The sequence below is a fragment of the Rhizobium sp. 2YAF20 genome (assembly GCF_052114685.1).
In the GTDB taxonomy this organism is placed as follows: Bacteria; Pseudomonadota; Alphaproteobacteria; order Rhizobiales; family Rhizobiaceae; genus Rhizobium.
In genome coordinates this window covers 34,490-52,635 of sequence record NZ_JBFRFF010000027.1, presented here as the reverse complement: position 1 = coordinate 52,635, position 18,146 = coordinate 34,490, and the positions used below count along the sequence as shown (strand labels likewise).

19 protein-coding genes and 1 other RNA gene are annotated in these 18,146 nt (G+C 61.0%); 14 read left to right on the top strand and 6 right to left on the bottom strand.

Features of this window, described 5'->3' with window-relative positions:
• Positions 1-236: 236 nt before the first annotated feature.
• Positions 237-827 (bottom strand): c-type cytochrome, encoded by a 591-nt coding sequence (locus AB4Z52_RS24805; RefSeq protein WP_442220562.1) that lies wholly within the window; start codon positions 825-827, stop codon positions 237-239.
• Between the two features lie 150 nt (positions 828-977).
• Between AB4Z52_RS24805 and AB4Z52_RS24800 the strand changes: the two genes are divergently transcribed.
• Complete coding sequence (locus AB4Z52_RS24800; RefSeq protein WP_442220561.1) at positions 978-1,754, top strand: 3-deoxy-manno-octulosonate cytidylyltransferase; 777 nt, start codon at positions 978-980, stop codon at positions 1,752-1,754.
• A 10-nt stretch (positions 1,755-1,764) separates the two neighbouring features.
• Positions 1,765-2,619, top strand: a complete 855-nt coding sequence (locus AB4Z52_RS24795) for a prephenate dehydratase (protein ID WP_442220560.1) — start codon at positions 1,765-1,767, stop codon at positions 2,617-2,619.
• Positions 2,620-2,666: 47 nt separating this feature from the next.
• Here AB4Z52_RS24795 and AB4Z52_RS24790 read toward each other — a convergent pair whose 3' ends face one another.
• The 4 genes from AB4Z52_RS24790 to AB4Z52_RS24775 form a co-directional block, all read right to left on the bottom strand.
• Positions 2,667-3,035: a VOC family protein gene (locus AB4Z52_RS24790; protein ID WP_442220559.1), complete on the bottom strand. Its 369-nt coding sequence runs from the start codon at positions 3,033-3,035 to the stop codon at positions 2,667-2,669.
• Between the two features lie 67 nt (positions 3,036-3,102).
• Positions 3,103-3,792 (bottom strand): helix-turn-helix transcriptional regulator, encoded by a 690-nt coding sequence (locus tag AB4Z52_RS24785; RefSeq protein WP_442220558.1) that lies wholly within the window; start codon positions 3,790-3,792, stop codon positions 3,103-3,105.
• 12 nt (positions 3,793-3,804) lie between these two features.
• Positions 3,805-4,764 (bottom strand): NAD(+) diphosphatase, encoded by a 960-nt coding sequence (nudC, locus tag AB4Z52_RS24780; RefSeq protein WP_442220557.1) that lies wholly within the window; start codon positions 4,762-4,764, stop codon positions 3,805-3,807.
• On the bottom strand, positions 4,761-5,171 hold the full coding sequence (locus tag AB4Z52_RS24775) for an HIT domain-containing protein (RefSeq protein ID WP_442220556.1): 411 nt from the start codon (positions 5,169-5,171) through the stop codon (positions 4,761-4,763). Before AB4Z52_RS24775 ends, nudC begins: the two co-directional genes overlap by 4 nt.
• 92 nt (positions 5,172-5,263) lie before the next feature.
• On the opposite strand from AB4Z52_RS24775, the gene ffs reads away from it, so the two are divergent.
• The 4 genes from ffs to AB4Z52_RS24755 all read left to right on the top strand — a co-directional run bounded on the left by ffs (position 5,264) and on the right by AB4Z52_RS24755 (position 8,310).
• An RNA gene (ffs, locus tag AB4Z52_RS24770) (signal recognition particle sRNA small type) lies at positions 5,264-5,360 on the top strand.
• Positions 5,361-5,424: 64 nt separating this feature from the next.
• Complete coding sequence (locus AB4Z52_RS24765) at positions 5,425-7,314, top strand: DNA polymerase III subunit gamma/tau (protein WP_442220555.1); 1,890 nt, start codon at positions 5,425-5,427, stop codon at positions 7,312-7,314.
• A 30-nt stretch (positions 7,315-7,344) separates the two neighbouring features.
• Positions 7,345-7,668: a YbaB/EbfC family nucleoid-associated protein gene (locus AB4Z52_RS24760; RefSeq protein ID WP_442220554.1), complete on the top strand. Its 324-nt coding sequence runs from the start codon at positions 7,345-7,347 to the stop codon at positions 7,666-7,668.
• Positions 7,669-7,698: 30 nt separating this feature from the next.
• Entirely contained in the window at positions 7,699-8,310 is a 612-nt protein-coding gene (locus tag AB4Z52_RS24755; protein WP_442220553.1) for a LysE family translocator, read from the top strand.
• Position 8,311: 1 nt separating this feature from the next.
• Here the strand turns inward: AB4Z52_RS24755 and AB4Z52_RS24750 are convergent, their stop codons facing one another.
• Positions 8,312-8,860 (bottom strand): DUF992 domain-containing protein, encoded by a 549-nt coding sequence (locus AB4Z52_RS24750; RefSeq protein ID WP_442220552.1) that lies wholly within the window; start codon positions 8,858-8,860, stop codon positions 8,312-8,314.
• A 184-nt stretch (positions 8,861-9,044) separates the two neighbouring features.
• Between AB4Z52_RS24750 and recR the strand changes: the two genes are divergently transcribed.
• The 8 genes from recR (at position 9,045) to rbfA (ending at position 18,146) form a co-directional block, all read left to right on the top strand.
• Positions 9,045-9,650 carry a recombination mediator RecR gene (gene recR / locus AB4Z52_RS24745; protein WP_442220551.1) on the top strand — a complete coding sequence of 202 codons (606 nt, stop codon included), beginning with the start codon at positions 9,045-9,047 and terminating at the stop codon, positions 9,648-9,650.
• A 14-nt stretch (positions 9,651-9,664) separates the two neighbouring features.
• Positions 9,665-10,915 (top strand): lytic murein transglycosylase, encoded by a 1,251-nt coding sequence (locus AB4Z52_RS24740; protein WP_442220550.1) that lies wholly within the window; start codon positions 9,665-9,667, stop codon positions 10,913-10,915.
• A 159-nt stretch (positions 10,916-11,074) separates the two neighbouring features.
• The gene (gene rimP / locus AB4Z52_RS24735; RefSeq protein ID WP_442220599.1) at positions 11,075-11,680 is read left to right on the top strand and encodes a ribosome maturation factor RimP; all 606 of its coding nucleotides are present in this window, start codon (positions 11,075-11,077) and stop codon (positions 11,678-11,680) included.
• A 49-nt stretch (positions 11,681-11,729) separates the two neighbouring features.
• The gene (gene nusA, locus AB4Z52_RS24730; RefSeq protein WP_442220549.1) at positions 11,730-13,340 is read left to right on the top strand and encodes a transcription termination factor NusA; all 1,611 of its coding nucleotides are present in this window, start codon (positions 11,730-11,732) and stop codon (positions 13,338-13,340) included.
• Positions 13,337-14,029, top strand: coding sequence for an RNA-binding protein (locus AB4Z52_RS24725; protein ID WP_442220548.1), 693 nt, complete (start codon positions 13,337-13,339; stop codon positions 14,027-14,029). Before nusA ends, AB4Z52_RS24725 begins: the two co-directional genes overlap by 4 nt.
• A 102-nt stretch (positions 14,030-14,131) precedes the next feature.
• On the top strand, positions 14,132-16,843 hold the full coding sequence (gene infB, locus AB4Z52_RS24720) for a translation initiation factor IF-2 (RefSeq protein WP_442220547.1): 2,712 nt from the start codon (positions 14,132-14,134) through the stop codon (positions 16,841-16,843).
• 211 nt (positions 16,844-17,054) lie between these two features.
• The gene (locus AB4Z52_RS24715; protein ID WP_442220546.1) at positions 17,055-17,654 is read left to right on the top strand and encodes a hypothetical protein; all 600 of its coding nucleotides are present in this window, start codon (positions 17,055-17,057) and stop codon (positions 17,652-17,654) included.
• 81 nt (positions 17,655-17,735) lie between these two features.
• Positions 17,736-18,146, top strand: coding sequence for a 30S ribosome-binding factor RbfA (gene rbfA / locus AB4Z52_RS24710; RefSeq protein ID WP_442220545.1), 411 nt, complete (start codon positions 17,736-17,738; stop codon positions 18,144-18,146).

Here is an 18,146-nt window from a genome sequence, read left to right as displayed (position 1 = left end):
CGAGCCGGCATGGGACGAAACAATCCAAGGCCGGTGTGCGAAGGGCATGAAGCCCTTGCCCACGACACTGCAACCTGACCACGGATGAACTGGCGGGATGCAAGACGGGGGTACATTCCGGAAAGACCGGATGCGGAAAAGCGGGCCTGGCCCGCTTTTTTTGTTGTCAGATTTCTGCGTTCCGTCCGCCCCGGGCGGAAGAAGGCCGGGTCAAGACGACCCGGCTCTCGCTGATCTTAATTCGTTGCCGGTGCTGCGGGGGCTGCGTTCGGATCAGGCAATGCTACCGGCGTATCGGCGAGCGTGCGCAGATAGGCGATCACATTGGCTCGGTCGTCTTCCTTCGGGAGGCCTGCAAAGCCCATCGCCGTGCCGGGGACGAATTTCTTCGGCGCCGCCAGGAAGTGGAAGAGGTGGTCATAGCTCCACTTCTCGCTGCTGCCCTTCGAAAAGTCCTTCATGCCAGCCGAATATGCGAAGCCTTCATGCGAGCCGACGGGACGGTCGACGACACCCCAAAGGCCTGGGCCGACCTTGTTCGGCCCCCCCTTGGTGCCGTCATGACAGGCCTGACACTTCTTGAATATTGTTTCGCCGACCTTTGCGTCCGCCTTCTGCAGAAGCTGCGCGACCGGAGTTTCCGGTGCTGCAGCGGCAGCCTTGTCGCCAGCGCCGGCCGACGCCGTTTCATCGGCAACGATCGCGAAGCCGGGCTTTTCCGGCACTTCCGAACTGAATATCCCGCCTGACACGAGCGAGACGGACTTCAGCACGAAAAGCGTGGCAAGAAGCGCCCCAACACCCATGTTCACGTAAGATGAATTCATATGCAATGCTCCCCTCGCCGCCGGCAATACATCCGGCCCATCTTGAATTCGGCCGAAACCTATGTCTTTTGACTGTTCCTTGCAACCGACTAAACGGTCTCCAACATGAGACTTTTTGACACTTTTCCGCCGTGATTAGAAGGCCCCAAGATGACGCATTTGAATTTAGATACGGCCGGGGTGAATTTGGATAAGACCCTGGTTCTTATCCCGGCCCGTCTCGCCTCGACCCGGCTGCCCGGCAAGCCGCTCGCCGATATTTGCGGCCTTCCGATGATCGTACAGGTTGCTCTGCGTGCACGCGAGGCGGCGATAGGTCGCGTCGTCGTCTGCGTCGACCACGAGGACACCTACGACGTGGTCACCAAGGCTGGATTCGAGGTCGTCATGACCCGACAGGACCATCAATCCGGCTCCGATCGCATCTACGAGGCGCTGCAGAAGGTCGATCCAGGGGGCCTTTGCGAGATAGTCGTCAACGTTCAAGGCGATCTGCCGACGATCGATGCAGAAACGATCCGGGCAGCGCTTCGGCCGCTTGGCGATGCCAACGTCGACATCGCAACCTTGACGGTCGAGATCAAGGAAGAGCAAGAGAAGACCAATCCGAGCGTCGTGAAGATCGTCGGCTCGCCGATTTCGAAGAGCCGGTTGCGGGCGCTTTACTTCACCCGCGCAACGGCGCCTTCGGGCAAGGGGCCGCTCTACCATCACATCGGCCTCTACGCCTATCGCCGCGCCGCTCTCGAAAAATTCGTACAGCTTGGCCCATCGACGCTCGAGAAGCGCGAATCACTTGAGCAGCTGCGAGCACTCGAAGCCGGCATGCGCATCGACGTTGAAATCGTTGACACGGTTCCGCTCGGTGTCGATACTCCCGCCGACCTCGAAAAGGCGCGCCGCATACTTGCCGGCCACTCCCGCTGACGGATTTATCATGACAACCAAGACCAACAAGATTGCCTTCCAGGGCGAGTACGGCGCCAATTCCGACATGGCCTGCCGCGATATGTTCCCGACGATGGAGCCGCTGCCCTGCCAGACATTCGAGGATGCGTTCACCGCCGTTGACAATGGCGAGGCTGACCTAGCGATGATCCCGATCGAAAATACGATTGCCGGCCGCGTCGCCGACATTCACCATCTGTTGCCCGAATCACAGCTGCATATCATCGCCGAATATTTCATGCCGATCCGCTTCCAGCTGATGGTTCTGCCCGGCGTCACCAAGGCTGAAATCCGCACCGTGCACAGCCACATCCACGCGCTCGGCCAATGCCGCAAGATCGTGCGCGCCAACGGATGGAAGCCTGTGATCGCGGGCGACACGGCCGGGGCCGCCAAGCTCGTCCAGGAAACGGGCGACCGGTCGATGGCAGCCCTTGCCCCGCGGCTGGCAGCAGACCTCTATGGGCTTGAAATCGTCGCAGAAAATGTCGAAGACGTCGAGAGCAACGTCACGCGCTTCGTCGTGCTTGCCCGCGATGAAGAATGGGCCGAACGTAGCTCCCGCGAGGAAAAGATAGTCACGACCTTTGTCTTCAATGTCCGCAATATCCCTGCAGCCCTTTACAAGGCGCTCGGCGGTTTTGCGACAAACGGCATAAACATGACGAAGCTTGAGAGCTATCAACTCGGCGGCAAATTCATCGCGACGCAATTCTACGCCGATATCGAAGGCCATCCTTCGGACCCGCATGTCCGCCAGGCATTGGAGGAGCTGCGATTTTTCTCCGAAAAGGTTCGCATCCTCGGGGTCTACAAGGGACATCCGATGCGCGGTCAGTTGTAGAATCCTTCGTTCGACCCCTTTCCCGCAGGGGAGAGGGGTCGTGCAATTCACTTATCCGGCTCACAAACTCTCAAGCGGTGGCCGTCGGGGTCGAGAACGACGAAGGTCTGACCGAAATCCATCGTTGTCAGCTCCTGCGCAATCGGCAGGCCGCGGCTGCTCCACTCGCGATAATGCGCAGCAACGGCGCCCTCACCCGGCACTATGAAGGCGACCTCGCCGCGATTTCCAAGCGCCGACGGCTGCGGCTCGACGGAGCTTCTGCGCCAGAGGCCGAGCGTGAAGCCGCCATCCAGCGGAAATGCCACGAAATTTGGGCTATCGACTGCCGGCTCGCGGCCAAGTAGGTCGCGATAAAATGCGATGCTGTCGGCTGGATCCCGGACATAAAGGATGATGAGATTGGGGCTGGTCATGGTCGATGCTCCTTGGCTGGGACAATCGAACCTTACGACGACCTACTGACAGTTTGTGGCAGCAGTCTCAGGCGTTGCGGGTATATTCATCGAGTCCGCGCCATTCCTTCAGAAGGACGGCGCGGCGTCGGGGATAGCGAACCTCCTGCTGGGCCATGTCGATGATGCGGTCGGTGCGAAAATGGCGAAAATCGTTTCTAAGTTCGCACCAGGCGACCATGACGCGGACATGCTCGAAATAGCCAAGGGCGAAAGGCCAGACGCGCCGGATCGAAACCGCGCCGCGCTCGTCGCTGTAGTTTATTTCCAGGATGCGCTCCGACCTGATCGCCTTGCGAATGGCCGAAAGATCGGCCTTGTCCTCGCCGTGACGGCGCGGCCCGACCAGAAGCGTTGCCGAATCCACCTCCTGGCGCATGTCGTCAGGCAATACCGCGGCAATTTTAGCCATCGCGTCGGCGCCGGCGGCGGCCAGACGCGGTTCGGCAGCACGAGCCACCCAGCGGGAGCCCAAAACCAGCGCTTCGATTTCGTCCTCAGAAAACATCATCGGCGGCAGCATGAAGCCGGGCCTCAGGACGTAACCGATGCCCGCCTCGCCTTCGATCAGGGCGCCCTGCGACTGCAGGCTGGCGATATCGCGATAGAGCGTGCGCAGGCTGACGCCCGTTTCCTCGGCAAGCACCGCTCCGCTGACCGGCCTGCGGTATCTTCTCAAGGTCTGCAACAGCGTCAGCAGGCGTTCGGAACGTGCCATGGTGAATACTTGCTATCGCTTCCACTCCACCCAATCGCGCATCAGGCGATGGGCGATCGCGCCCTTCGGCGGGGAGGAATTGCCAGAAGGAGCCGATCGGTCGAGCATGGCAAGGGTTTCCTCTCGCGTGAACCAGCGGCAATCATCGAGCTCTGTTCCATCAAGATGGATCTCGGTCGATCTTGCTTCGGCATAACAGCCGATCATCAGCGAATGCGGCATGGGCCAGGGCTGGGAAGCATGATAGCGAACACGTCCGGCGACGATGCCCGCCTCCTCATGCGTCTCGCGGCGAACGGCGTTCTCGATGGTCTCCCCTGGCTCGACGAAGCCGGCAAGACAGGAATACATCCCCGGCGCAAAATGGTGGCTGCGGCCGAGCAGGCAAAGATCGCGTTGCTCGTCGATGGTCAGCATGATCACCACTGGGTCGGTGCGCGGAAAGATGATGTGCTCGCAGGCGACACAGACGCGCTTGTAGCCGCCGATGCGGCTTTCCGTCAGCGATCCACAGCGACCGCAGAAGCGATTATCGCTGTTCCAGCGGATCAGACTGACGCCTTGCGCGGCTTCGCCAAGAATCTCTCCCTCAAGCAGAAGATCGCGCCAGAGCGAGCGCATGTCGGCCGGCTTGAAGTGACTGGCGAGATCGTCGGCGTCGACGCGAACTGGCACCGCCAATCGTGGCTCTCCGGTCCTGCGGTAGCCGAGGAGAACGGCATTTTCCCAGTCCGGGTCAAGCTCGGTTAGCTCGTAACGGGCAAAAAGCGGATCGAGGACCTGGCCGTCATGCTTCAGCACCAACTTGTCCTTGGCGAAGGCGAGGATGTGCGTGCCCTCGGTAGCCACTGCCTTTAGAACCGATTCCTCGTCGCGGTGTTCTGCCTGCCGATCGAGCTGATTTTCCGCAAAAGCGGTCAAACTACTGGCTTCGGGATGCGGTGCATCCGACGAAAAGATGGAGTGGCTCATGGCGAAAGGGCTTCCTGCAGTCGGGCGACAAAGGTTCTCATATCATTGTCCGAATAGGGTTCCGCCTTGCCGTGGCCCCAGACGGGGCCTGGCCAGCTCGGATCCCCTTCGAACCGCGCAATGACATGAACATGAAGCTGACGAACGATATTTCCAAGAGCCCCGACGTTGATTTTTGTCGCCCCCGTCACCGTCTTCAAGGTGCTCGCAACAAGATTGGTCTCGAAGGTCAGCATGACCTGATCGAGCGGGGTCAGTTCGAATATCTCCGATATGCCGGCGCGCCGCGGTACGAGCACCAGCCATGGCCAGCGGCGATCCTTCATCAGGCGCAGGTCGCAAAGCCCCGTGATGGAGACGGATACGGTGTCATTTGCCAGGCGCTCGTCGAGCAAGAAACCGCGCAATTCAGTGCTCCTCCAGTGTTTTATCAAATGTTTAGCAGTTTTTTTTGGCCTTGGCTTGCTTTTGATGGCGATATTGCCGATATGTGCCTCCGGGAGGTTGGTGGTGGACGAGCCACTCGCCAACCGGGTCAGGTCCGGAAGGAAGCAGCCCCAACGAGCCCGGCACGGGTCATCGTGCCAGCCTCCCACCCTTTCTTAAAGCGATGCCCGGCTTAAAGCGATGCCCGGCATTTTCCGGGCGACAAGCAGGGCGATGAGCGACACCGAGCGACCAGCAGAAAACGCCGCCTCGACCGGCACCGGCTACCGGGTGCTGGCTCGCAAATACCGCCCCAAGGATTTCACGGACCTTATGGTCGGCCAGGAGCCGATGGTCCGCACACTCACCAACGCATTCGAGAGCGGCCGCATCGCACAGGCCTATATGCTGACGGGGGTTCGCGGCGTCGGCAAGACCACGACCGCCCGCATCCTTGCGCGTGCGCTGAACTACAAGACCGCCGAGATCGACAAGCCGACGATCGACCTGCGTATCCCCGGCGAGAACTGCCAGGCGATCATGGAAGGCCGCCATGTCGATGTTATCGAGATGGACGCGGCCTCGCATACCGGCATCGACGACATTCGTGAGATCATCGAGCAGGTGCGCTACCGCCCGGTTTCGGCGCGCTACAAGGTCTATATCATCGACGAAGTGCACATGCTGTCGACGGCCGCCTTCAATGGGCTGCTGAAGACGCTCGAAGAGCCGCCTGAGCATGTAAAATTCATCTTTGCGACAACCGAGATCCGCAAGGTGCCGATCACCGTGCTCTCGCGCTGCCAGCGCTTTGACCTCAGGCGGATCAGCGCCTCTGACCTGGTCGGGCTGTTCACCACCATCGCTTCCAAGGAAGGCATCTCGGCAGACGCGGAGGCTCTCGCGATGATTGCACGTGCCGCCGAAGGCTCGGCGCGCGACGGCTTGTCGCTGCTCGATCAGGCGATCGCCCATGGCAGCGGCGTGGTCCAGGCGGAAGCCGTGCGTTCGATGCTTGGCCTTGCCGACCGCGCCCGCATCGTCGATCTGTTCCAGCATATCGTCAAAGGCGATGTCGCTGCGGCACTTTCCGAATTCAACACGCAATATGAAGCGGGCGCCAATCCCGTCGTCGTTTTGACCGATCTTGCCGATTTCACGCACCTGGTCACACGCCTCAAATACGTGCCGGACGCCGCAAACGATCCATCGATCAGTGAAGTCGAACGCGTGAAAGGCGCCGAGTTCGCAAAAGGCGTGGCGGTCAGCACTCTGTCGCGGATCTGGCAGATGCTCTTGAAGGGTATCCCCGAAACGGAAAACTCCGCCCGGCCTGCCGGTGCCGCCGAGATGGTGTTGATACGTCTTGCCCACGCTGCGCATTTGCCGGCGCCGGAGGACGCTGCCCGCCGCCTGGCAGAATTTTCAACCGATACTAGTAGCCCCGTCAGCCGTCCTTTGCCGACGGCGCCGAACGGCGCGGCGAGCGTGGGCACCCCTGTATCCTACCAGAGCAGCATCACCGCGCGCTCAACCGAAGCGACGCCGTTGCAGAGCCGCATGGGCCAGACCGCTCCCGTTGCCAAACTGCGTGCCGTGCCGGACAGCCATCCTCAGGATATGCCGGTGGGGCGGACCGAAACAAAGCCCGTCGAGCAGCCGAAGCCGCTGGTATCGGTCAATTCGGTGGCCGACATCGTCGAACTCTGCGCCACTAAGCGCGATCCGAAACTCAAGGCCCTCGTGCGCGCCTTCTTGAAGCCGGTTCGGTTGGAGGCGGGTCGGCTCGATGCCAGCCTTGCACCCGGTGCGCCGACCACACTCCTGAACGAGCTCGCGGTCAAGCTGAAGGACTGGACCGGCATCCACTGGATCGTCAGCTTCAGCCGCGACGAAGGTAGTCCGACATTGGTCGAGGCAGAGGCGCAAGCGCAGCAGCAGCGCGTCAGCGATGCGCGCCAGGATCCGGATGTCGCGGCGATCCTCACCCAGTTTCCCGGCGCCAAGATCATCGATGTTCGCGTCCGCGCCACAGAGCTTGAAGACGAAGAGCTCACCACGGCGCCGGCAACGGCGGAATCCGATGAAGGCGACATCCTCCCGGGCGACGATATCGAATTTTAAGGCAACCCTGAAGAAGAAGGAGCCACCGACATGCGCGACATCATGGGCATGATGGGCAAAGTCAAGGAAATGCAGGCCAAGATGGAAAAGATGCAGGCGGAAATCGCCGACATCCGGGCCGAAGGCAAATCCGGCGGCGGTCTTGTCACCATCACCCTTGACGGCAAGGGCGAAATGCTCTCGCTGAAGATCGACCCTTCGCTCTTCAAGGAAGACGACGTCGAAATCCTCGAGGACCTGGTCGTTGCGGCTCACAAGGATGCCAAGGGCAAGGCTGAGGCGCTCGCCGGCGAAAAGACCAAGGAACTGACGGCCGGATTGCCGATCCCGCCAGGCTTCAAGCTGCCGTTCTGATTGGTGCCCTGTTAAGCGGAGGATCGTCCGATGTCACTGACCGCCCTACTTGTTTTTGCAGGCGCCCTGTTCATGGCGGCCGGGTCGCCGGGACCGAGCGTCGCTGCGCTCGTGGCCCGGGTTCTCGCCAAGGGCTCGCGGGAGGTCCTGCCGTTTCTCTTTGCGATGTGGATAGGCGAGGCCGTGTGGCTGACCTTTGCCGTCGCCGGTCTGACTGCCATCGCCGTGACCTTCCATTGGGCGTTCGTCGCCATCAAATGGGTAGGCGTCCTCTATTTGCTCTATCTTGCCTGGAAAATGTGGCGCGCGTCGCCTGATGTGAACCAAGGCGAAATGCCCGAAGAACGCAAGCCGATAAGGCTTTTCGTCACCGGTCTGACGGTGACACTCGGCAACCCGAAGATCATGATGTTCTACGTCGCGCTGCTGCCGTCGATCATCGACATCAGCGCGGTCAGCCTCAGCGGCTGGATGGAGCTGGTCGCGACAATGTGGATCGTGCTCCTTACGGTCGATCTCCTATGGGTACTGCTCGCCGCCAGGGCCCGTGGATTCCTCAAAAGCCGACGCGCCGTCAAAATCGCCAACCGCGCCAGCGCCGGGACGATGGCCGGCGCCGCAATTGCGATCGCGATGCGCTGATCTACTTCGTATTCGTATGATGTTTTGTGTGGTGGTGCTTGACCGGCTTCTTCGCCGTTGCCACCGGTAGTGGCGCAACATAGGCCAGCTTCAATGTGGCAATGCCGGCGGCGACGTTGAGCCCCGTCGTTCCTTCGACGGAGACCGGCTGCAGGGCGACCGAGCCGTCGAAACCGCCGACGAGCGCATTTGCCCCGACGCCGAGCCCCACGGTCGCGTTGGCGGCAGCTCCCGAATAGCTACCCTGAAGCACGCCCTCGAGATGACTCGTCGGGGCGTAGACCAGCCAGATCATCGAACCGCCCGTCAGGCCGCCTAGATCAACGCCGAGCTTGGTGATGTTGCCGCGATAATGCTCGATGGGCCCTGGCGACGACGGGGTGAACAGGCAGTCGACGTCGCGCTTAGAACCGATAATCACGCTTAAGCCCGCCGAGATGTCGCAGGTCAGCGATCCGGCCTGCACGCGGGTCGGCGCCGACATTGCGGGAGTGGCTCCTGCAGACCCGGCGGCAAGCACTGCGGCGACAATGAGCTTGGAAACAGACATAGGGAATTCTCCTCACGAGTGTTCAGTCCCAAGGGTAGATAGAGGAGATTTCCAGGCCGCCAGGTGGCAAGGCCGAAATTTTAAACTTTGCCTTGCTTCGCCACTTTGGCAGCAGTTTGAATTTTCGTGGTGTGCTTACTCGCTGCCGATTCCGTTTCAGCAACATATGGGATAAGAACGCGTCATGGCAAAGCGAGTCACCGGCCCCGAAATCGAAAAACTGATACAGCTTCTGGCAAAGGTGCCGGGGCTCGGGCCACGCTCGGCGCGCCGGGCCGCCCTGCATCTGATCAAGAAGAAGGACCAGCTGCTTGGCCCCCTGTCACACGCCATGGGCGAGGCCTACGACAAGGTGAAGATCTGTTCGCGCTGCGGCAATGTCGATACGGTCGATCCTTGCACGGTCTGCACCGATGAGCGCCGCGATCAGAGCGTCATCATCGTGGTCGAGGATGTCGCCGATCTATGGGCGCTGGAGCGGGCAAGCGCTATGAATGCAGCCTATCATGTGCTCGGCGGCACACTGTCGCCGCTTGACGGCGTAGGCCCTGATGACCTCAACATTCGGGGCCTCGTGGCCCGCGTCGCAGAGGGAGGCATCCGCGAGATCATCGTCGCGGTCAACGCTACCGTCGAAGGGCAGACCACAGCACACTATATAACCGATCAACTGGCGGGCCTCGACGTCAGGATCACGCGCCTTGCCCACGGCGTGCCCGTAGGCGGCGAGCTCGATTATCTCGACGAGGGCACGCTAACGGCGGCCCTGCGGGCACGGACAGTGATTTGAGGAAACGCCGCCAAATGTGCATCACAATTCGCGCCTTCTTGCTTGTGGCCTCTGTCATTGCCGCATTGTTTCCCCTTCCTGCACTCGCCGCCTCCAAGGGCGATGTCGAAGCGCAGTTCGAGACCTGGGTGAACAAGGACCTATGGCCAGACGCACAGAAGGCTGGCGTCTCGGACAGGATATTCAAGGCGGCGTTTGCCGGCGTGACATTGGAATGGGATCTGCCGGATCTTGCCCCGCCCGGCTTCCCACCACCGAAGCAACAGGCGCAGAGTCAGGCCGAGTTCTCGTCTCCGGCTCCCTATTTCGACGAAGGCCGACTTCAGAAGCTGGCGACCACCGGGCGCGGCTTTGCCTCGCAATATGGCGCAGTGCTGAAGCGCATCGAAAAGACCTATGGCGTTCCAGGACCCATCGTCCTTGCCGTCTGGGGACGCGAGACGGGCTTTGGCGCTGCAAAGATGCCGAACTCGGCAATCGAAGTTCTCGCGACGAAGGCCTTCATGTCGACCCGCAAGGAGATGTTCCGCACCGAGCTTATCGCGGCACTCGGCATCCTTAACCACGGCGATGTCACGCCTGACCAGTTCAAGGGTTCCACTGCAGGTGCACTCGGGCAGCCTCAATTCATGCCGACGAGCTACCTGAAATATGCTGTCGATTTTGACGGTGACGGCCATCGCAACATCTGGACCTCGGTGCCGGATACGCTTGCCTCCATCGCCAACTACCTCGTGCAGAAGGGCTGGCAGCGTGGTCGCGGCTGGGGCTACGAAGTGACAATTCCCGCAAATGTCTCCTGCGCCCAGGAAGGGCCGGATCTCGCAAAGCCGATTTCACGCTGGGCGGCACTTGGCATCGCGCCGATCTCGGGCAGGCCCTTTGGCGCGGATGAGGCCAAGGCAGACGGGATGATGCTGGTACCGGCAGGGCGGGACGGGCCGGAATTCGTCGTCACGCCGAATTTCTACGTCATCAAGGAATACAACAACTCCGATCTCTACGCGCTCTATATCGGCAACCTTGCAGATCGCATCGCGAGCAACGCCGGCGCATTCCATGGCGTCTGGGGGGATGTCGGCCGGATGCTGCGTTCCGATGTGGCCTCGATGCAGAAGACGCTGGAGCAAAAGGGCTATGACGTCGGCGGCACGGATGGACTGCCCGGCTACAAGACAAGACGCTCGATCGGCCAATGGCAGGTCAAAAACGGCATGAAGCCGACCTGTTATCCCGAGAGCTCCATGCTCGGCGTGCTTAAATAGCCAGAGCCTGTCGCAGACCTTGCAATTTCAAAAAAACGCGCTTATATCGGCTTCAAATTCTTGATCGTGTGATGAGGGGTGGGCCGCAAGGACCCGCTCCTTTTTATTAGCGCGATCCGCAAGTCCGTGAAATTGCCAGGAGCGCACCGCTTGTCAGATTTGACAAACGCAGACAATACGAACGAACCGAGGCTGATCGTCGAAACCGGCCTGGACCAGCGCGTTGCCGCCATTATCGAACCTGTCATCGTCGGCATGGGCTTTCGTCTTGTCCGCGTGCGGCTAATGAACCAGAATGGCTCAACGCTGCAGGTGATGGCCGAGCGCAATGACGGCACAATGACCGTGCAGGACTGCGAGGCGCTGTCACAGGCGATTTCTCCGGTTCTGGATGTGGATGATCCGATCGATAAGGCGTATCATCTGGAAGTGTCTTCGCCCGGCATCGACCGCCCCATGGTGCGCAAGTCGGACTTCAGCCGCTGGCAGGGCAACCTGGTCAAGTGCGAGACGTCGATCCTTGTGGACAATCGCAAGCGGTTCCGCGGCAAGATCGTCGACGTCGATACAGACGGCTTCACGATCGAGCGCGACCAGGTGGCCTATGGCGAAGAGCCGCGGGTCGTCATCCCGTTCTCGACGCTGGCCGAAGCCAAGCTGATACTCACGGACGACCTCATCCGCGATGCATTGCGTGCCGACAAGCTGGCGAAGGCCGAAGCGGCCAATCAGAACGAAGAAGACAACGACACGCCGATAAACTAACCGCTCAAAGGGACGGGAACCCGGGCAGGAAAGACGGAGATTTAAAGCAATGGCAGTCAGTGCGAACCGCCTAGAACTTTTGCAGATCGCAGATGCAGTGGCGCGCGAAAAGGTCATCGACCGCGAAATCGTGCTTGCCGCAATGGCAGACGCGATCCAGAAGGCAGCGCGCTCCCGGTACGGCACCGAATCCAATATCCGGGCTGATATCAACCCGAAGACCGGTGAGATCCGCCTTCAGCGCCTGCTCGAAGTGGTCGAGATCGCCGAGGACTATTCCACTCAGATTCCGCTGGAACTGGCTCGCGACCGCAACCCGGATGCAGCTCTCGGCGATTTCATCGCCGACCCGCTGCCGCCGATGGATTTCGGTCGTATCGCTGCCCAGTCCGCCAAGCAGGTCATCGTCCAGAAAGTTCGCGAAGCCGAGCGTGACCGCCAGTACGACGAGTTCAAGGACCGCACCGGCGAGATCGTCAACGGCACCGTCAAGCGCGTCGAATACGGCAATGTCATTGTCGATCTCGGCCGTGGCGAAGGTATCATCCGCCGCGACGAAATGATCCCGCGCGAGAATTTCCGCTATGGCGACCGCGTCCGGGCTTTCGTCTATGACGTCCGTCGCGAACAGCGCGGCCCGCAGATCTTCCTGTCGCGCACGCATCCGCAGTTCATGGTCAAGCTCTTCACCATGGAAGTGCCTGAAATCTACGACGGCATCATCCAGGTGAAGTCGGTTGCCCGCGATCCGGGCTCGCGCGCCAAGATCGCCGTCATCTCGAACGACAGCTCGATCGATCCGGTCGGCGCCTGCGTCGGTATGCGCGGTTCGCGCGTCCAAGCCGTTGTCGGCGAGCTTCAGGGCGAGAAGATCGACATCATTCCCTGGTCGCAGGACCCGGCGACTTTTGTCGTCAACGCCCTGCAGCCGGCAGAAGTATCCAAGGTCGTGCTTGACGAAGATGCCGAGCGCATTGAAGTCGTGGTTCCCGACGAACAGCTGTCGCTGGCCATCGGCCGTCGCGGCCAGAACGTCCGCCTCGCATCGCAGCTGACCGGCTGGGACATCGACATCATGACGGAGGCCGAGGAATCGGAACGCCGTCAGAAGGAATTCAACGAACGCACCAACCTGTTCATGGATGCGCTCGACGTCGACGAAATGGTCGGCCAGGTGCTTGCCTCCGAAGGCTTCGCGCAGGTTGAGGAACTCGCCTTCGTCGACCTCGAGGAAATTTCCTCGATCGACGGTTTCGACGAAGAGACTGCCCAGGAAATCCAGCAGCGTGCCCGCGAATTCATCGAACGCCAGGAAGCCGAGATGGACGAGAAGCGCAAGAGCCTCGGCGTTGCCGATGAACTGCGCGAGATCAACGGCATGACGGCCCAGATGATGGTGGCGCTCGGCGAAGACGGCATCAAGACGATCGAAGACTTTGCCGGCTGTGCTGCCGACGATCTGGTCGGCTGGTCCGAACGCAAGAACGGCGAAACGAAGAAATTCGAGGGGCTGTTCGCCAAGCTCGACGTTTCGCGCGTCGAGGCCGAACAGATGATCCTCCAGGCGCGCATCTCTGCCGGCTGGATCACCGCTGAAGAGGCTGTCGCTGAGGCTGAAGCGCCTGCGGAGGTGGATGCCGAGGCCGAGCAGGAAGCATGATGTCGGCGCTCGAACCGGACGCTGCAATCGAGGACGACGCCGTGTCGGACGACGAAGCGAACGGACGGATGTGCATTGTTACACGCGACCGCGGATTGCCGGAGGAGCTGATACGCTTTGTTGCCGCTCCTGATGGAACCGTGGTTCCGGACCTGAAGCGGCAATTGCCGGGACGCGGATGCTGGGTCTCGGTGAGCCGGGCAAACGTTGACAAGGCGGTGGCTAAGAAGCTGTTTTCCCGCGCCTTGAAGGCAGAGGTGACAGCGCCTGCTGATCTCGGCGCTACTGTCGACAAGCTGCTTTCGGCGCAGCTTGCCGGCATGATGCATATGGCTCGCAAGGCGAGTCAGTTCGTGACGGGGTCGTCCAAGGTCGACGGCGCGATTCGCAGTGGAAATGCCCTTGCGGTATTCCACTCGCTGGATGCGGCAGCCGACGGTGTCCGCAAGATCGACCAGGCTCGCAAGGCCTGGCATCTCGGCATGGAGACCGAAAAGGAAATACCATCTTTCCGTCTCTTCGGAGACGCGGAAATGGAAGAACTGATGGGCCAGAACGCTTTTATCCATGCCGCAGCGCTTGCAGGGCAGGCGGGTGAAGGTGTAGTGAAGCGCGCAAACCTGCTCGAACGGTACCGCAATGGCGGTCAGTCCCGGGCAATGGGTGGCGCTGGCCGGCAAGAACTATGACCCGGTCAACGGCGCGTGCCGGACTGGTCACCAAGGTACATGTATTGAACGACAGGGGTCTGATGTAAGTCATCCGCTCCTGTCCGAAGGAACGGGAACGGAATGACCGACAACAAAGACGACAATACACCAGGCGTATCGGCTAAGAAGACCCTCACCCTGAAACCTTCAGGCATGAGCCAGGGTACCGTGCGCCAGGATATGGGTCGCGGTCGCACCAAGGCGGTCGTGGTCGAGACGCGCAAGCGCCGCCCGCTGCGCCCGGAAGACGAAAAGACTGTGATTGCTCCAGTAGCCGTCGCCCCGGTGACGCGCGTCGCGGAACCGACGCCGCAGCCACCGCGGCCGCCACAGCCACAGCCGGGTGCCCGCCTTCACCAGCCGGGCGGCCAGCAGCGTCCCCAACAGAGCAGCCCTCAGCGTCCACAGCCGGATCGTCCGTCGCGGCCGGTCGTACTCAACCACCTCTCCCCGGATGAGATGGACGCCCGCCGACGCGCACTTGCCGACGCCCAGGCTCGTGATGCTGCCGACGCAATCCGCCGTGCAGAAGACGATGCCCGCCGCAAGGTCGAAGACGAACAGCGCCGTGTCGCGGAGGCAGCCGAGGCTGTTCGCCTGGCAGCGGAAAGGGCCGCGCGCGGTCCAGAACCGGTCGAAGCCCCAGTTGCCGAGGCGGCTCCCGCAGTCGATGCCAAGATCGAAACGCCGGCACCCGCTGCCCGCCGTCCCGATGCCACACCTTCTTCCGTGCGGACGGCACCGACAATCGCAGAGACCCCGGCCAATCGTGCCCGTCGCGGCGCTCAGGAAGAGGAAGAACGCTCACCACCCCGCACCGGCACGCCCGTACGCGGCAAGATCGTTCGTGCCGAACCGGCCAAGCCCGCAACGCGCCCAAAGACCGAAGAAGAACGCCGCCGCGGCAAGTTGACGGTGACAGCTGTCGGTCTCGACGACGACGGCGCCAACGCCCGTGGCCGTTCGCTTTCCGCCATGCGCCGCCGGCAGGAGAAATTCCGCCGCAGCCAGATGCAGGAAACGCGTGAAAAGGTCATGCGCGAGGTCATCCTGCCGGAAACCATCACCATTCAGGAATTGTCGCAGCGCATGTCCGAGCGTGCCGTCGACGTCATCAAGTTCCTGATGAAGGAAGGCCAGATGATGAAGCCCGGCGACATCATCGATGCTGATCTGGCAGAACTCATCGCGGTTGAATTCGGCCACACCGTCAAGCGCGTGTCGGAATCGGATATCGAACTTGGGATCTTCAACGTTTCCGACGACGAAGGCGAACTGGTTTCGCGTCCGCCTGTCGTGACGATCATGGGTCACGTCGACCACGGCAAGACCTCGCTGCTCGATGCCATCCGCAAGACCAGCGTCGTGTCAGGCGAAGCCGGCGGCATCACCCAGCACATCGGCGCCTATCAGGTCGAACATCAGGGCCACAAGATCACCTTCATTGACACGCCCGGCCACGCGGCTTTTACCGCAATGCGTGCCCGCGGCGCCCAGGCGACCGACATCGCAATCCTGGTGGTTGCGGCCGACGACAGCGTGATGCCGCAGACGATCGAATCGATCAGCCACGCAAAGGCTGCCGGCGTTCCGATCATCGTGGCGATCAACAAGATCGACAAGCACGAGGCCGACCCACAGAAGGTTCGCATGCAGCTGCTGCAACATGAAGTCTTCGTGGAATCCATGGGCGGTGAAGTGCTCGACGTCGAGGTTTCGGCCAAGAACGGCACGAACCTCGACAAGCTGCTCGAAGCCATCCTGTTGCAGTCTGAAATTCTTGACCTTAAGGCCAATGAAAACCGGACTGCCGAAGGTACGGTTATCGAAGCCGAGCTCGACCGCGGCCGCGGTTCCGTTGCCACGGTTCTTGTCCAGAAGGGTACGCTTCGTCCGGGCCAGATCATCGTGGCCGGCGATCAGTGGGGCCGCGTGCGCGCGCTCGTCAACGACAAGGGCGCACATGTCAAGGAAGCGACACCGGCGACCCCCGTGGAGGTTCTTGGCCTGTCGGGTACCCCGGCTGCCGGCGACAGGTTCGCTGTCGTCGAAAGCGAAAGCCGCGCCCGCGAGATTTCCGAATATCGTCAGCGGTTGGCCCGCGACCTGGCCGCTGCTCGTCAGTCCGGCCAGCGCGGTTCGCTTGAACAGATGATGACCAAGCTCCAGACGGTCGGCGTGAAGGAATTCCCGCTGGTCATCAAGGGCGACGTGCAGGGCTCGATCGAAGCGATTGCCGGGGCGCTTGAAAAGCTTGGAACCGACGAGGTCCGGGCACGTATCGTGCATTCGGGCGCCGGCGGGATTACCGAGTCGGATATCTCGCTTGCCGAGGCATCGGGTGCGGCCATCATCGGGTTCAACGTCCGTGCCAACATTCAGGCCCGTGCATTCGCCGAGCGCGAGGGGATCGAAATCCGCTACTACAACATCATCTACGATCTCGTCGATGACGTGAAGGCAGCGATGTCGGGCCTGCTCTCGCCGGAACGTCGCGAAACCTTCCTCGGCAATGCCGAGATCCTGGAGGTGTTCAACATCACCAAGGTCGGCAAGGTCGCAGGTTGCCGCGTTACCGAAGGCAAGGTCGAGCGTGGGGCAGGCGTACGCCTGGTTCGCGACAATGTCGTCATCCACGAAGGCAAGCTCAAGACGCTCAAGCGCTTCAAGGACGAAGTCTCTGATGTGCATGTCGGCCAGGAGTGCGGCATGGCGTTCGAGAACTACGAAGATATGCGCGCCGGTGACGTTATCGAGTGCTTCCGCGTCGAACACATCACACGGACGCTTTGATCCAGCAGGATCGCCGCTAATATTGAAACCGCCGGCCTTGTCCGGCGGTTTTTTGTTGAATTCGGCACATGAACCGTCACAACTTGGCAAACTGCTTTTGCTGATTTGGTGTCATGTTCGTGCCAGCGCCTTCTTCGATCATTGTCGATTTTCCTTCAGAGCCGATGACGGCCGAAGATATGTCGCTTTATCTCGGCATAGGCTTGCCGTGATGATGAACTCGCCAGTGGACGACCGCATCGTGATTACCTACGTCCGTCAGCCGGCGGAACACGCCGACGTGATGCGACAGGCGGGCAGGCGCTTTGCCGCCGCCGATGTCAGGCCGAGATTCGACGGTTGGTATCTGCTCCTCGGGATGCTTGGCGGCGCCGGACTTTATTTCTTCTTCTATGCCTATCGCCGGCTTGTCCTCATACCTCTGCTTGGCCTATCGCCAACGGTCGAAACCGGCGAAATTCTCGTCATATGCCTTCTGCCCTGCCTGCTGGCTTACGCTCTGCTGGTCACCTATCTCAAACATGCTTCCACGGTTCGGCTGGCGGCGATGAAGGCGCGGATACGGCCTGACGTTCAGGTGACGACAACGATTTCACATGATGGCATCACCTGGGAATCGCCGGGCTCTTCGCTGCGGCTCGACTGGCGCTCGGTCTCCGACATTGCCACGCGAAACGGCCGCATCGAGTTCGATATCGACAGCTTCGTCTGCTATATTCCCGGCCACGCCTTCCACAATCAGCAGGAGCAGGCCGCCGTTCTCGAACGGATTCTGGCGTTCTGGGCGCCCCACGAAGTCGTCAACCCTTGACCTTTGCCTCGTATAGAGTCATGTGAGCCGCTTTATTGCGTCACGAGCCGCAGGCTCCAGGACGCCATTTACGGAAACACCATGACCAGACCGACTTCTTCCGCACCTTCGCAGCGCATGTTGCGCGTTGGCGAACAGGTCCGCGCAGCCATCACGCAGGTGCTGCAGCGGGGCGAAGTGCGCGACGACCTTATCGAGCGCACCGTGATCTCGATTTCGGAAGTCCGCATGTCGCCGGACCTCAAGATCGCCACCGCCTACGTCACGCCGCTCGGCGTTGCCGACCATGAGACCGTGATCGATACGTTGAACCGGAATGCGCGATATATCCGCGGGCGCCTCGGTCCCCTGCTTCGCCAGATGAAATATATGCCGGAAGTGCGCTTTCGCGACGATACCAGCTTCGACAACTACAAGAAGATCGATGAACTGCTGCGCTCGCCCGAGGTCCAGCGCGATCTCGATGACGGCACCGACGACGAACAATCATAG

Bases quoted from the DNA above. Each gene is read 5' to 3' on its own strand.
- AB4Z52_RS24805 (WP_442220562.1), bottom strand. From the start codon at position 827: ATGAATTCATCTTACGTGAACATGGGTGTTGGGGCGCTTCTTGCCACG.
- AB4Z52_RS24800 (WP_442220561.1), top strand. From the start codon at position 978: ATGACGCATTTGAATTTAGATACGGCCGGGGTGAATTTGGATAAGACC.
- AB4Z52_RS24795 (WP_442220560.1), top strand. From the start codon at position 1,765: ATGACAACCAAGACCAACAAGATTGCCTTCCAGGGCGAGTACGGCGCC.
- AB4Z52_RS24790 (WP_442220559.1), bottom strand. From the start codon at position 3,035: ATGACCAGCCCCAATCTCATCATCCTTTATGTCCGGGATCCAGCCGAC.
- AB4Z52_RS24785 (WP_442220558.1), bottom strand. From the start codon at position 3,792: ATGGCACGTTCCGAACGCCTGCTGACGCTGTTGCAGACCTTGAGAAGA.
- nudC (WP_442220557.1), bottom strand. From the start codon at position 4,764: ATGAGCCACTCCATCTTTTCGTCGGATGCACCGCATCCCGAAGCCAGT.
- AB4Z52_RS24765 (WP_442220555.1), top strand. From the start codon at position 5,425: ATGAGCGACACCGAGCGACCAGCAGAAAACGCCGCCTCGACCGGCACC.
- AB4Z52_RS24760 (WP_442220554.1), top strand. From the start codon at position 7,345: ATGCGCGACATCATGGGCATGATGGGCAAAGTCAAGGAAATGCAGGCC.
- AB4Z52_RS24755 (WP_442220553.1), top strand. From the start codon at position 7,699: ATGTCACTGACCGCCCTACTTGTTTTTGCAGGCGCCCTGTTCATGGCG.
- AB4Z52_RS24750 (WP_442220552.1), bottom strand. From the start codon at position 8,860: ATGTCTGTTTCCAAGCTCATTGTCGCCGCAGTGCTTGCCGCCGGGTCT.
- recR (WP_442220551.1), top strand. From the start codon at position 9,045: ATGGCAAAGCGAGTCACCGGCCCCGAAATCGAAAAACTGATACAGCTT.
- AB4Z52_RS24740 (WP_442220550.1), top strand. From the start codon at position 9,665: ATGTGCATCACAATTCGCGCCTTCTTGCTTGTGGCCTCTGTCATTGCC.
- nusA (WP_442220549.1), top strand. From the start codon at position 11,730: ATGGCAGTCAGTGCGAACCGCCTAGAACTTTTGCAGATCGCAGATGCA.
- AB4Z52_RS24725 (WP_442220548.1), top strand. From the start codon at position 13,337: ATGATGTCGGCGCTCGAACCGGACGCTGCAATCGAGGACGACGCCGTG.
- infB (WP_442220547.1), top strand. From the start codon at position 14,132: ATGACCGACAACAAAGACGACAATACACCAGGCGTATCGGCTAAGAAG.
- AB4Z52_RS24715 (WP_442220546.1), top strand. From the start codon at position 17,055: ATGATGAACTCGCCAGTGGACGACCGCATCGTGATTACCTACGTCCGT.
- rbfA (WP_442220545.1), top strand. From the start codon at position 17,736: ATGACCAGACCGACTTCTTCCGCACCTTCGCAGCGCATGTTGCGCGTT.